Source organism: Streptomyces sp. NPDC087422 (assembly GCF_044744145.1).
Taxonomy (GTDB): Bacteria; Actinomycetota; Actinomycetes; order Streptomycetales; family Streptomycetaceae; genus Actinacidiphila.
The window spans coordinates 429,376-442,076 of record NZ_JBIUXT010000007.1; the positions used below are offsets into that span (position 1 = coordinate 429,376).

Annotated in this window: 14 protein-coding genes; 11 read left to right on the plus strand and 3 right to left on the minus strand. The window is 72.5% G+C overall.

What is annotated here, in order from left to right:
- Positions 1-12: 12 nt before the first annotated feature.
- The 4 genes from ACIO6U_RS24485 to ACIO6U_RS24500 all read left to right on the plus strand — a co-directional run bounded on the left by ACIO6U_RS24485 (position 13) and on the right by ACIO6U_RS24500 (position 2,780).
- Complete coding sequence (locus tag ACIO6U_RS24485; RefSeq protein ID WP_355340787.1) at positions 13-195, plus strand: hypothetical protein; 183 nt, start codon at positions 13-15, stop codon at positions 193-195.
- A gap of 202 nt (positions 196-397) precedes the next feature.
- The gene (locus ACIO6U_RS24490) at positions 398-838 is read left to right on the plus strand and encodes an XRE family transcriptional regulator (protein ID WP_355340784.1); all 441 of its coding nucleotides are present in this window, start codon (positions 398-400) and stop codon (positions 836-838) included.
- Positions 839-925: 87 nt separating this feature from the next.
- Positions 926-1,483: a ParH-like protein gene (locus tag ACIO6U_RS24495; RefSeq protein ID WP_355340781.1), complete on the plus strand. Its 558-nt coding sequence runs from the start codon at positions 926-928 to the stop codon at positions 1,481-1,483.
- Positions 1,476-2,780 (plus strand): MAB_1171c family putative transporter, encoded by a 1,305-nt coding sequence (locus ACIO6U_RS24500; RefSeq protein ID WP_401722192.1) that lies wholly within the window; start codon positions 1,476-1,478, stop codon positions 2,778-2,780. The genes ACIO6U_RS24495 and ACIO6U_RS24500 overlap by 8 nt, the downstream gene beginning before the upstream one ends.
- 8 nt (positions 2,781-2,788) lie before the next feature.
- Here the strand turns inward: ACIO6U_RS24500 and ACIO6U_RS24505 are convergent, their stop codons facing one another.
- Positions 2,789-4,648 (minus strand): SpoIIE family protein phosphatase, encoded by a 1,860-nt coding sequence (locus ACIO6U_RS24505; protein ID WP_355340775.1) that lies wholly within the window; start codon positions 4,646-4,648, stop codon positions 2,789-2,791.
- A 227-nt stretch (positions 4,649-4,875) separates the two neighbouring features.
- On the opposite strand from ACIO6U_RS24505, the gene ACIO6U_RS24510 reads away from it, so the two are divergent.
- From ACIO6U_RS24510 to ACIO6U_RS24520, 3 genes are all read left to right on the plus strand, one after another.
- On the plus strand, positions 4,876-6,240 hold the full coding sequence (locus tag ACIO6U_RS24510; protein WP_355340772.1) for an NAD(P)/FAD-dependent oxidoreductase: 1,365 nt from the start codon (positions 4,876-4,878) through the stop codon (positions 6,238-6,240).
- 88 nt (positions 6,241-6,328) lie between these two features.
- The gene (locus ACIO6U_RS24515; RefSeq protein ID WP_401722196.1) at positions 6,329-7,216 is read left to right on the plus strand and encodes a helix-turn-helix domain-containing protein; all 888 of its coding nucleotides are present in this window, start codon (positions 6,329-6,331) and stop codon (positions 7,214-7,216) included.
- A gap of 47 nt (positions 7,217-7,263) precedes the next feature.
- Positions 7,264-7,728: a VOC family protein gene (locus ACIO6U_RS24520; RefSeq protein WP_401722199.1), complete on the plus strand. Its 465-nt coding sequence runs from the start codon at positions 7,264-7,266 to the stop codon at positions 7,726-7,728.
- A 12-nt stretch (positions 7,729-7,740) separates the two neighbouring features.
- On the opposite strand, the gene ACIO6U_RS24525 is transcribed toward ACIO6U_RS24520, so the two are convergent.
- The gene (locus ACIO6U_RS24525) at positions 7,741-8,247 is read right to left on the minus strand and encodes a GyrI-like domain-containing protein (protein WP_401722202.1); all 507 of its coding nucleotides are present in this window, start codon (positions 8,245-8,247) and stop codon (positions 7,741-7,743) included.
- A 93-nt stretch (positions 8,248-8,340) separates the two neighbouring features.
- Between ACIO6U_RS24525 and ACIO6U_RS24530 the strand changes: the two genes are divergently transcribed.
- A complete protein-coding gene (locus ACIO6U_RS24530) occupies positions 8,341-9,135 on the plus strand; it encodes a GNAT family N-acetyltransferase (protein WP_401722205.1) in 795 nt (264 codons plus the stop codon).
- A gap of 69 nt (positions 9,136-9,204) precedes the next feature.
- The gene (locus ACIO6U_RS24535) at positions 9,205-9,654 is read left to right on the plus strand and encodes a MarR family transcriptional regulator (RefSeq protein ID WP_355340757.1); all 450 of its coding nucleotides are present in this window, start codon (positions 9,205-9,207) and stop codon (positions 9,652-9,654) included.
- 18 nt (positions 9,655-9,672) lie between these two features.
- Here the strand turns inward: ACIO6U_RS24535 and ACIO6U_RS24540 are convergent, their stop codons facing one another.
- Positions 9,673-10,317, minus strand: coding sequence for a DNA polymerase ligase N-terminal domain-containing protein (locus ACIO6U_RS24540; protein WP_401722278.1), 645 nt, complete (start codon positions 10,315-10,317; stop codon positions 9,673-9,675).
- 319 nt (positions 10,318-10,636) lie between these two features.
- On the opposite strand from ACIO6U_RS24540, the gene gndA reads away from it, so the two are divergent.
- Positions 10,637-12,079 (plus strand): NADP-dependent phosphogluconate dehydrogenase, encoded by a 1,443-nt coding sequence (gene gndA / locus ACIO6U_RS24545; RefSeq protein ID WP_401722208.1) that lies wholly within the window; start codon positions 10,637-10,639, stop codon positions 12,077-12,079.
- A gap of 82 nt (positions 12,080-12,161) precedes the next feature.
- Positions 12,162-12,518 (plus strand): PRC-barrel domain-containing protein, encoded by a 357-nt coding sequence (locus ACIO6U_RS24550; protein ID WP_355340750.1) that lies wholly within the window; start codon positions 12,162-12,164, stop codon positions 12,516-12,518.
- The last annotated feature ends 183 nt before the right edge of the window (positions 12,519-12,701 follow it).

Sequence of the window (12,701 nt, forward strand, 5' to 3'; positions counted from 1 at the left end):
GAGGAAACACCCATGAACGAGGTGCTCAGGCTCCAGGCGCTGGGGAGCGAGAAGGACCAGGGCAAGGCGAATCTCCAGCCGATCAGCGTGGCCGGCAGCACGCTCAGCGTGGTGTGCGGATGGGACTGCGTCTGGGGCAGTTCCCTGCGCATCGCGCAGGAGCCGCAGGGCCCCGGCCTGCTGAACCCGGCCTGACCGACCCGCCCGACCGCACCGGTCGGGCGACAACTCCCTTGCCTCGTAGGCCAATCGGCGGCGGTGTCCGGCACGACGGACACCGCCGCCGCCGTATGGGCGCACGCAAGCGGACCATTCCGGCGGCTGTGTGTACCAGCTAGGATGAAGCCGGACACGGGACGAACCCATACTGGCTGCACCGACGAAGGGGAGGCGGGCGATGGGCGAGAACGAGTCGCGGGCCCCCTCCGCGTCGACGCTGGCCGACAAGATCGACGCGCTGTTCCGGGTCGTGCGACGGCCCAACCGTGAGCCGTACAGCCATGAAGAGGTCGCCCGCGCCTGCCGCGAGGCCACCGGCGAGAGCTTCTCCGCGACCTACCTGTGGCAGTTGCGCACGGGCCGTCGCGACAATCCCACCAAACGTCATCTCGAAGCCCTGGCACAGTTCTTCGACGTGCCGGTCGGATACTTCTTCGACGACGAGCAGGGCGCCGCCATCGCCAAGGAGCTTGAGCTGCTCGGCGCGCTGCGCGACGCGGGCGTCCGCAGCATGGCCCTGCGCGCGGTCAACCTCTCCCCTGAGGGCGCGGCCACGATCAGCGACATGATCGATGTGCTCGCCCGCAGGGAGCGTGGCTCTCCCAGCCGCGAACCCTGACAGCGCCTGAAGTGCACGCAGCGCTTGAAGTGCGCGAACTCTTCGGTGAGATCTCGCGGTTCCACCCGGCGGACAAGGGGACAGCGTGTGAGACGTGTGCGACGTGACCGGAGCCGAGCTCTGTGGCACAGATGTCAGCGGACGGTCGACGGGCTCGACCTGCCCAATCCGTTCGACGCGACGGTCTTCATCGGGATGCTCGCGGTCGCCCGCGGCCGTCCGATCGAACTCGTGCCCGTCTCCTCCCGGCCCCACACACCGTGCGGCCTGCTGGTGACCACCGACCACGGCGACTGCATCCTCTACGCCGCCGACACCAGCGCGCTGCACCAGCAGCACATCCTGCTGCACGAGGCGGCCCACCTGGTCTGCGGCCACCACGAGACCGCGCCCGCGGCGTCGGCCGCCGCCCAGGTCCTGTTACCGCACTTATCGTCGTCCCTGGTCCAGCGGGTACTCGGCCGCAGTGTGTACACCGAACCGCAGGAGCAGGAAGCCGAGTTGGTCGCTTCGCTGATCCTGACCCGTACCGCCCGTCCGTTGGGGAACACCGTCCCCGTGCCGCCGCCGCATCCACAACGAACGCGTCTGGACAGGTTGTTCGGCATACCGGAGGACCGCGCGTCGGGCCGCCGTGATGGCTGATCTCCTGTCGTTCGTCTCCGCCGCGTTCTTCCTGGTCTTCGGTGTCCACCGACTGGTCATCACCCGCCGGCCGTGGTCCGATTCCGCGCAGCGCTACGTCTACGGCTTCGCGCTGTGCCTGGGCTCGGGCATGCTGTTCAACACCCCCGCCCTCACGAAGGCGTTGTCCTCCGACACGACCTTCGACAACCTGGTCAACCTGGGCATCCACGACGTGAAGATGGTCGGTTTCGCCTTCCTCGTCCTGGTGGCGTACGCGCTCAAGTCCCCTGCGGCGGCGGCCCCGCGTGCGGTGCGCCTCCAGATGTGGGCGGCCGGTGCGGTACTGGCCGTCTCCACCGCGCTCTACCTGGTGGCCGACCCCGCCATCGCGGGCGACACGCTGACCGTCTCCTCCGGCCACCGGTGGGCCCTGGCGTCGTACAACGCGCTCTTCGCCCTCTACGGTTCGTGGTGCCTGGCCGTCCTGGCCAGGGAACTCGCCGACCACGCCGCTCGGACCGCCCCCGGGCTGCTGCGTACGGGACTGCGGCTGATGCTGCTCGCCGCCGCGGTCGGCGCGGTGTGGACGCTGTGGGCGCTGGACGACGTCATCGCGGACCTGCGCACCGGCAGCCAAGGCGTCGCCGAGGACGTGGTCTCCTCCGTGCTCGGCGCGGTCACCGCGGCGCTCGCCACCGGAGGGGCCACCACCACGCTGTGGGTCGGCGCTCTCGGCGCCCCCATGCGGTGGCTGCGCGCCTACCGCAGCCACCGGGCGCTGGAGCCGCTGTGGTCGGCGCTGCACAGCGAACTGCCCGAGATCGCCCTCGACCCGTCGGCCGCCGACCGCCGACCGGGCCTGCGGCAGGCCGAATTCGCCCTCTACCGCAGGGTGATCGAGATCCGCGACGGCCATCTCGCGCTGCGCCCGTACTTCGAGTCCGGCGTCACGGCCTGGACCGACGGACGCGGGGGAGACGACGGCAGCGAGGTGACCGGCGGCGACGCGATCGACTGGGCCGACGAGCGCGGCCGTGACCGGCGGGCCGTGCTCGAAGCGGCCACGATCGCGGCGGCGTTGGAGAACAAACGCGCCGGGCGCCTGTGCGAAGGCACCGCCGCTGAGCGGTTCGCGCCCCCCGGCCACACCCCGCCCACGGTCCCCGGCACGGTGGAGGCCGAGGCGGCCTGGCTGCTGGAGGTGACGGCCGCCTTCACCTCGTCCCCCACGGTCGCCGCCGTACGCCACCGCACCCGTACGACCGCCGCAGCCCATACGGCAGGGGTCCGCGCGCCCGAAGCCCGCAACGGCTGAGCCGACCCTCAGACGTCCTGTCCCGCGACCCCGTCGGCGTCCTCCGACAGCTCGAACCACACCGTCTTGCCCTCCGACTCCGGCCGTACGCTCCACTGCTCGGACAGGATGTCGAGCAGGACGAGGCCGCGGCCCGAGGACGCCATCTCGCCCGGGGTGCGCTGGTGGGGCAGTTCGTCACCGCTGTCGGAGACCTCGACGCGCAGCGTGCGGTTGCCGGGCTCGCCCGAGATCGAGGCCATCAGGGCCGCCGTCTGGTCGGTGTGCACCAGCACGTTGCCCAGCAGCTCCGACGCGAGGAGCACGGCGGTGTCCACCTGGTCGGGCTGCGCCCAGTCGTGCAGCAGCGCCCGCAGCTCGGAGCGCGCCTCGGCCAGGCCCTCGGCCTCGTCCTGCTCGATCGTGGTCAGGATGCGCCGAACGGGTCGCACAGGGCGCTGGACGCCGGTGTCGCGGCGCAGCATGAGCAGCGCGATGTCGTCCTCGTTGCGCGGGCTCAGCCGCTCCTCGCCGTTCTCGGTCACCGGGCCGACCACGCTCTGGATCAGCCGGTCGGCCATCCCCTCCAGGTCGGAGGTCGGGCCGGGCGACAGCGCGTCCCGCACCCGGTTCCAGCCGGTGTACATGTCGTGCCCGCCGGTCTCGATGAGCCCGTCCGTGCAGAGCATCATGATCTCCCCGGCCTGGAGCTCCAGTACGTTGACCGGGTAGTCGTCCTCGTCCGGCATCAGGCCGAGCGGCAGCCCGCCCCTGATGTGCTTGATCATGCAGGTGCCGTCCGGCATGCGCAGCACGGGGTGCGGATGCCCGGCCCGCGCCACGTGCAGCGTGCCCGCCGCCGGGTCCGCCTCGATGTAGATGCAGGTCGCGAATCTGTCCCCGTCCAGCGAGGTCAGGAAGCGCGACGTCCGCGACAGCACCGCGTCCGGACCGTGCCCCTCGGCGGCGTACGCGTGCACGGCGGTCCGCAGCTGGGCCATCAGGCTCGCCGCGTGCAGGTCGTGGCCCTGCACGTCGCCGATGACCAGCGCCAGACGGCCCGAGGGCAGGTCGATGATGTCGTACCAGTCACCGCCCACCACCAGCCCGCCGCCGGTCGGCACGTACCGCGAGGTCACGGTCATCCCGCGGTACACCGACGCGCCCCGCCCCATGCTGCTGCGCAGCCCGCGCGACAGGGCCAGCTCCGCCTCGCCGGTGTGCGTCCGCTCCAGGGCGCGGGAGATCAGCCGGGCGAGCGTGACCAGCGTGCTGCGCGTGTCGCTGTCGAAGTCGACGTCGTCCAGGAACGCCACCAGCCACACCCCGGTGATCCGGCCCGTGCTCACCAGCGGCAGGAACGCCCACGACCTGCTGCCCTTGCGGGCCGCGAGCCGCCACGTCGTCGGAAAGCGGTCGCGGTACTCCTCGACCGTGGGCAGATACACCGGGCGGCCGGTGCGCAGCACCTCCGCCGCCGGATAGTCGGTGGTGATCGTCATACGGACGGTCCGGCTGCCGCTGGTCCGGTACCCGTACCGCCCGATCAGGTTCAGCGACCGCTCGGTGACGCCGAACAGGGCCGTGCCGTCCATCGGGAACTCCGGCGAGGTGAGCGACGCCAGAGCCATGAAGACCTCGTCCACGGAGGTCGCCTCGGCCAGGGCGCGGCCCGCCTCCAGCATCCGCACATCACGGTGCCTGCCCGCGTCGGTGGGCGCGCGGGCGGCGCCGTCCCGCTCACCGTCCTCGCCCGGCGCGGGCCTGCGGGTCCTCTCGTGCGGGCCGGTCTCGTTCAGGGCATCGATCTGACGCAGTTCGGCGGCCTGCTCGGCGGCGCGCCCCGCCGTCCGGTCGTCCGCCGGGGGTCCCTCGTCACGATCGTTCATCCACGGCCCCTTCGACTCATCCGCCGTCCCGTCGCTTCGTCGTTTTGTCCGCTTGTCGTCCGTACCATGCTCCGTCGAGTCGGCCGTCCGTGCAGCGCGGTGTACGCCGTGACCGGCCGTCCGGCTGGCGGGCCCGCTCGCGCCGTACTAAGACAGGAGGTGTGCCGGACCGCGTTCACGGGGCAGGGGAGCAGACGGACGCGAAGACCTGAGAAGGGACGGATGTCGTGGCACGACCCAGGATTCTCGTGGTGGGCGCCGGTTTCGCAGGAGTGGCGTGCGTACGCCGCCTGGAGCGGTCGCTCGCCGCCGACGAGGCGGACGTCTCACTGGTCACACCGTTCTCGTACCAGCTCTACCTGCCGTTGCTCCCCCAAGTGGCCTCCGGGGTGCTGACCCCGCAGTCCATCGCGGTGTCGCTGCGCCGCAGCAGCAGGCACCGCACCCGGATCATCCCCGGCGGGGCCGTGGGAGTGGACACCAAGGCCAAGGTCTGCGTGATCCGCAAGATAACGGGCGAGATTTTGAACGAGCCGTACGACTACATCGTGCTGGCGCCCGGCAGCGTCACCCGCACCTTCGACATCCCCGGACTGCTGGACAACGCGCGCGGCATGAAGACGCTCGCCGAGGCCGCGTACATCCGCGACCACGTCATAGCGCAGCTCGACCTCGCCGACGCCAGCCAGGACGAGGCCGAGCGGGCCTCCCGGCTCCAGTTCGTGGTGGTCGGCGGCGGCTACGCGGGCACCGAGACCGCCGCCTGCCTCCAGCGGCTGACCAGCAACGCGGCCAAGCGCTACCCGCGCCTCGACCCGAAGCTGATCAAGTGGCACCTGATCGACATCGCCCCGAAGCTGATGCCGGAACTGGGCGACAAGCTGGGCAGGAGCGCGCTGGAGATCCTCGGCAAGCGCGGCATCGAGGTCTCGCTCGGGGTGTCGATCGCGAAGGCGGGCCCCGAGGAGGTCACCTTCACCGACGGCAGGGTGCTGCCCTGCCGCACCCTGATCTGGACCGCGGGCGTCGCCGCGAGCCCGCTGGTCGCCACGCTCGACGCCGAGACGGTACGCGGCAGGCTCGCGGTCACCCCCGAGATGACCGTGCCGGGGCTCGACGGCGTCTTCGCGCTGGGCGACGCGGGCGCGCTGCCCGACGTCACGAAGGGCGAGGACGGCGCGATCTGCCCGCCCACCGCGCAGCACGCCATGCGGCAGGGCCGCACGATGGCCGACAACATCCTGGCCACCCTGCGCCACCGGCCGCTCACGCCGTACGCGCACAAGGACCTCGGCCTGGTGGTCGACCTCGGCGGCAAGGACGCGGTCTCCAAGCCGCTCGGCATCGAACTGCGCGGCCTGCCCGCCCAGGCGGTCGCCCGCGGCTACCACTGGTCGGCGCTGCGCACCAACGTCGCCAAGACCCGCGTCATGACCAACTGGCTGCTCAACGCGGTGGCGGGCGACGACTTCGTCCGCACCAACTTCCAGTCCCGCAGCGCCGGCACCCTGCGCGACTTCGAGTACACCGACACGTATCTGACGCGCGAGGAGATCCTGGAGCACACCAGGGGCATGGTCGCGGGCGGCTGACGGCGGCGGTCGCCGGACGTTACGGTCGCCGTACACATCGGGCCGTCGCATACGGCGGGCCGCCGCGTCCGCCGGGAGGACGGAGAGCGTGAGCACGGGTACGGGTACGGAGCCGGTCACCGGCACGGGCGTCGTGGACGAGGCGGTACGCGGCAGGCCCGCGCCCGCCCTGCGCGGCCTGGTCGGCTGGTACTCCGGCTACCGGCAGCGCGGCGTGCCACCGACCAGGCACCGGGGGCTGCCGTCCCCGTACCTGACGCTGATCCTCACGCTCGACGAACCGCTCACCGTCGCCGCCCACCCCGACCCGGCGGAACCGCCCGGCGACTTCTCGGCGCTCGTCGGCGGCCTGCACACCACCCCCGCGCTGATCAGCGTGCCCGGCCGCCAGTCCGGCGTGCAGATCGCCCTCGACCCGCTGGGCGCCCGCGTCCTGCTCGGGCTGCCCGCGGGCGCGCTGGCCGGAGCGGATCTCGCCGCGCAGGACGTGCTCGGACCGTCGGTCGCCGACGTCCTGGACCGGCTGCGGGCCGCCCCGGACTGGGCGGGCCGCTTCGCCGTCGTCGACGCCTGGCTGCTGGACCGGGCACGCGCCGACCCGCGCGCGGGCGTACGGCTCCATCCGGAGGTACGGCACGCGTGGCGGCTGCTCGCGGCCACCGGCGGCACGATCGGCGTGGCGCGGCTGGCGGCCGAGGTCGGCTGGAGCGACCGGCGGCTGCGAGACCGCTTCGCGGCCGAGGTGGGACTGAGCCCGAAGGCCGCCGCACGGGTGATCCGCTTCGACCGCACCCGCCGCGGCCTGGCCTCCTACGGCGCCGCCGAGGGGCGGCTGGCCAGGATCGCCGTCGACCGCGGCTACTTCGACCAGGCGCACATGGACCGCGAATTCCGGGCCCTGGCGGGCTGCCCGCCGACACTGTGGCTCGCCGAGGAGCGCCGAAACATCCAATCCGGGCAGCACCCGTCCGAGTGAGGCTGGACGCGACAGCACACCGGCAGCACTGAGGAGGTCCGATCCCCATGACCGAGAGCACTGGCGACACCCCGGCGCAGGGCGCGAGCGACGGCGGTTCCGCGCGAGCGAAGACCGCACCGCCGCCCCAGGTCTGGCCCACCCTGCGCGCCCGCGACGCCCGCGGGCTGATCCGCTTCCTCGTGGACGCGTTCGGCTTCGAGGAAACCGCGGTCTACGGCGAGGGCGACACCGTCGCGCACGCCGAACTGGCCTGGCCCGAGGGCGGCGGCATCATGCTCGGCTCGGTCCGCGAGGACCCGGACGGCACCTGGGCCAAGCGGCCCCCCGGCTCCTTCGGCGCCTACGTCGTCACCGCGGACCCCGACGCGCTGCACGCGCGCGCCAAGGCCGCGGGCGCCGAGATCACCGCCGAGCTGTTCGAGACGGACTACGGCTCCCGCGACTTCGCGGCCCGCGACATCGAGGGCAACCACTGGTACTTCGGCACCTATCCGGGCGAGCCGCGATAGGCCCGCGCGGCCTCAGTCGGCCAGCCGGAACTCCAGGTCCGTCTCCCACTTCGCGGTGTCGGGCTGCGAGCGCGGATCGGTGCGGTAGCTCTCCATCCGGCAGCCCCACCGGTCGCCCTCGGCCGTCGGCCTCATGTCCCAGCGCAGCCCCGCCGCCAACGCCCAGTCGAGCAGCAGCGCCGTGGCGCCGACGAGCCCGGCGGGGCTGCCGAGGTGCGTGTACGTCACGAAGCGGCCCGCGGGCAGCACGCCGGAGAACAGGTCGCCGTCGCGCACCACCGCCCCCGCGACGGGCACCCCCGCCTCGACCTCGAGCTGCCTCGCCATGTCGATGACGTTGTACTTGAGGAAGGGCGGCCCGGCGGGCTCCACGCCGAGCGCGGACAGCCGCCCGATGACTTCGGGGATGCGGTGGGCGATGGTGTCGACCGATTCCATGGTGACAAGGGCCCGGACGGCCGCGTACGGGCGAGCGGCGCGGTCGACGATCCGGGGCGGTATGTATCCGGTAGTGGTCATGCCCCGGTAGACCGGCCGCGGACCGCGAACTCATCGCGGGCGCCGTACGGGGTCCGCGAAAACCACTTGCGGGCCTTCGTAGCGTTGGCTCGTATGACGAACAGTGACGGCCTGCTCGCGGCCTATGACGAGCAGATGCGCGGCGCTCCGCCGAACCTCCCCGCCGGGGTCAGGTGCGAGTGGGACGGACCGGTCCTGCGGCTCAGCGGGCAGTACCGCGGCTTCGTGAGCACACCGCCCGACCTCGGGGTGGAGGGCGCGGAGCTCGACCGGCTGATCGCCCGCCAGCGCGACTTCTTCGCGGTGCGCGGGGAGGCCGTGGAGTGGAAGACGCGCGCGCACGACCGGCCCGCCGACCTGCCCGAGCGGCTGCTCGCGGCCGGCTTCGTGCCCGAGGAGCGGGAGACCGTCGTGATCGGGCGGGCCGAGGAGATGACGGCCGACCCCGTACTGCCGGACGGCGTCGTCCTGCGTCAGGTCACCGCCGACGCCGACCTGCGGCGGATCGCCGCCATGGAGTCGGCCGTGTGGGGCCAGGACTGGGGGTGGCTGGCCGACGACCTGGCCGGCCGGATCGCCGCCGCGCCTACCGAGGTCGTCGTCCTGGTCGCGGAGGCCGACGGCCAGGTCGTCTCGGCGGCCTGGCTGGTGGTCAGGACCGGCACCGACTTCGCCGGGCTGTGGGGCGGCTCGACACTGGAGGCGTGGCGCGGCCGGGGCATCTACCGCGCGCTGGTCGCCGCCCGCGCCAATGTCGCCGCCGCCCGGGGCATCCGCTACCTCCAGGTCGACGCCTCGGACGACAGCGCGCCGATCCTGCGGCGCCTCGGCTTCCACGCGGTGACGACCACGACGCCGTACATCTGGTCGCCCCCGGTCCGGACCTGAGAGCGGGGACGTGCCCGCGGTACGGACTCCCGTGCCGCGCCCGGCCACCGGTCTCTTTACGGTAGGGGTATGGAAGAGAGCACCGAGGACATCTCGCGGACCGCGGTCCAAGCGGCCCACGACCTGCGGGTGACGGTCAGCCGTCTGCTGCGCAGGCTGCGGGAGATCGCCGACACACAGGACCTGACCCCCTCCCAGACCTCGGTGCTCAGCAGGCTGGGCAAGGGCGAGGAGTCCACCGCCAGCGCGCTGGCCGCCGCGGAGGGGGTCCGCCCGCAGTCGATGGCCGTCGCGCTCGGGGCGCTCGAACAGCACGGGTTCATCGAGCGCCACCCCGATCCCCGCGACGGCCGCAGGCAGTTGATCGTGCTCACCGCCGCGGGCCGCGAGCGGGTCCAGGGCAACCGCGTGGCCCGCGAGGAGTGGCTGGCCCGCGCCTTCCAGGACCGCTACACGCCGCAGGAGCGCGAGACGGTCATCGAAGCGCTGGCCCTGATGGAACGCCTCACCCAGCCGTAGTCCGCGCGGCGGCCGTCCTCACGCGGGCCCTGTTCCGTCGGGCCCCGATCCGGCGGGCCCTTCCGGCGGCTCCTCGCGCTCGACCGCCGCGAGGGTGCGGCCGGTCAGGACCGAGCGGGCCCTGCGCGGATCCGGAGTGGTCCCGCGGCCCGGCGTGCTGTGCGCGTCCTTCTTCTTGACCAGCAGCCACGCCGGGTCCGCCGCGTCCCCCTGACCGCCGTCGGCGGCCTGGTGGATCCGGGTCAGCGCGTACGCGCCGAGCAGTTTCGTACCGCGCAGCTCGAAGGAGGCGTGGCCGCGCTCCAGGGCCCGCGCGAACGCCTCGGGACCGCCGTCCGTCAGCGGGTGGTAGGTGCCGTGGTCCCAGACGATGACGGGCCCCGCGCCGTACTGGCCGCCGGGGATCACGCCCTCGTACTCCCGGTACTCCAGCGGGTGGTCCTCGGTGGGCACCGCGAGCCGTTTGTCGCGCGGGTCGGTGGACGGCCCCCTCGGGACCGCCCAGGACTTCAGCACCCCGTCGACCTCCAGCCGGAAGTCGAAGTGCATCCGGGTCGCGTCATGGATCTGCACGACGAAGGACGGGTCGTCGCCGGGGGCCGCCGTACCGCCCTCGGGCTCGTCGGTGCGGTCGAAGCGCCGCATGCCGCGGTACTTCGCCAGCCGGTCCCGCTCCTGGCCCGTACCCCGGTCGGCGCCCTGGCCCGCTTCCTTGTCGTCGCCCGAGCCCGTGCCCGTCCTCGCGTTGCTGTTCGCGTCGGTGTCGGCGTCCGCCACGACGGCTCCTCTCCGTACGGCCCGCTTCTGCCATCATCGGGCAGCCGGAGCGACCCGGCCCGGCCGGAGCGCTCCGCACGGGTGGCTGCCGGCCGCCGGAAGAGGCAGGCTCGACAGTGGGGCCACGGGAAGCGCACGGCCCCGGCCACCGTTGCACGGCAGGAAGACGTACGCAGACGCACACCAACAAGTGTGGAGACATCGCATGAGCGGATCGGCGGACATCGGCGTCACCGGGCTGGCAGTGATGGGCAGCAATCTCGCCCGGAACTTCGCCCGCCACGGCTTCACCGTGGCCTTGCACAACCGCACCACCGCCAAGACGAACGCCCTGGTGGAGCAGTTCGGCGACGAGGGCACCTTCATCGCCGCGCAGTCCGCGCAGGAGTTCGTCGCGGCCCTGGAACGGCCGCGGCGGCTGGTCATCATGGTCAAGGCCGGTGAGGCCACCGACGCGGTGATCCAGGAATTCGCGCCGCTGCTGGAGTCGGGCGACGTGATCATCGACGGCGGCAACGCGCACTTCGCCGACACCCGCCGCCGCGAGAAGGAACTGCGCGAGCAGGGCATCCACTTCGTCGGCACCGGTATCTCCGGCGGCGAGGAGGGCGCGCTCAACGGCCCGTCGATCATGCCCGGCGGGTCCGCCGAGTCCTACGAGTCGCTCGGCCCGCTGCTGGAGCGGATCGCCGCCAAGGCCGAGGACGGCACGCCCTGCACGACGCACATCGGCCCCGACGGCGCCGGCCACTTCGTGAAGATGGTGCACAACGGCATCGAGTACGCCGACATGCAGCTCATCGCCGAGGCGTACCACCTGCTGCGCGAGGTCGCCGGTTACTCGCCCGAGCAGATCGCCGAGACCTTCAAGACCTGGAACACCGGGCGCCTGGACTCGTACCTGATCGAGATCACCGCGCAGGTGCTCGCGCACACCGACGCGGCCACCGGCAAGCCCTTCGTGGACGTCGTCGCCGACCAGGCGGAGCAGAAGGGCACCGGCCGCTGGACCGTACAGATCGCCCTCGACCTGGGCGTTCCCGTCTCCGGCATCGCCGAGGCGGTCTTCGCCCGCTCCCTGTCGGGCCACGGCGAGCTGCGGGCCGCCTCCCGCGACCTGCCGGGCCCCTCGGGTGTGGTACTCGGCGAGGCCGAGGCCGCCGCCTTCGCCGACCGCGTGGAGCAGGCGCTGTACGCGTCCAAGATCGTGTCGTACACCCAGGGATTCCACCAGATCCAGGCGGGCAGCCAGACCTACGACTGGGACATCGACTTGGGCGCGGTCGCGTCGATCTGGCGCGGCGGCTGCATCATCAGGGCCGCCTTCCTCGACCGGATCAAGGAGGCGTACGACAGCCGTCCCGACCTGCCGAGCCTGCTGTCCGACAAGCAGTTCGCCGAGGAGATCGGCGCGGCGCAGGACGACTGGCGGTCGGTCGTGGCGACCGCGGTGGGCCACGGCGTGCCCACGCCCGGTTTCTCCGCGGCGCTGGCGTACTACGACGCGCTGCGCGCCGAGCGGCTGCCCGCTGCGCTCACGCAGGGTCAGCGCGACTTCTTCGGCGCGCACACCTACCGGCGCACCGACCGCGAGGGCTCTTTCCACACGTTGTGGGGCGGCGACCGCTCGGAGGTGAGCACGGATTGACCCGACTGCCACGTGCGTGTGGCGCGTGGACCGGGGCACAAGGAAAGTGAACGGGTACAGCACGTCACCAGGAGGACTCGTCATGATCAAGCCCGCTGATCTCCGCGAATGGCGCGACCACGACGTGGTCGACGCAGAGGGACACAAGATCGGCTCCCTCGAAGCGGTGTATGTGGACACCGGCACGGACGAGCCGCTGATGGTCACGGTCCAGATCGGCCTGCCCACCAGGCACCGGCTCACCTTCACGCCCGTCACGGACGTGATCGTGGGCCCCGGATGGGTGAAGGTCCCGTACGACAAGGCATTGGTGAAGTCGGCCCCCTCGATCGGCACGGACGACGTCCTGCCCGTCGAGGACGAGGAGGCGATCTTCCAGCACTACGGTCTGCCGTACAAGCCGACCGGCGACGGCGTGCGCCTGCTCGCCCGACGCTGACGGCGCGTTCGCTGACAGCGCGCGAGCACTGACGGGCACACCCGTTCCCGCACCACCGCCCGTGAGAGAACAACCGAGTGGGGTGCGGGCGCCGCCCCCCCGCCCGGCCCCCCCCCCGGTCCCCCCCCGGCCCAACCCGGCCCGGGGTTTGGGGGGGGCGGGGCCCCGGCCGGGGGGGGGGGC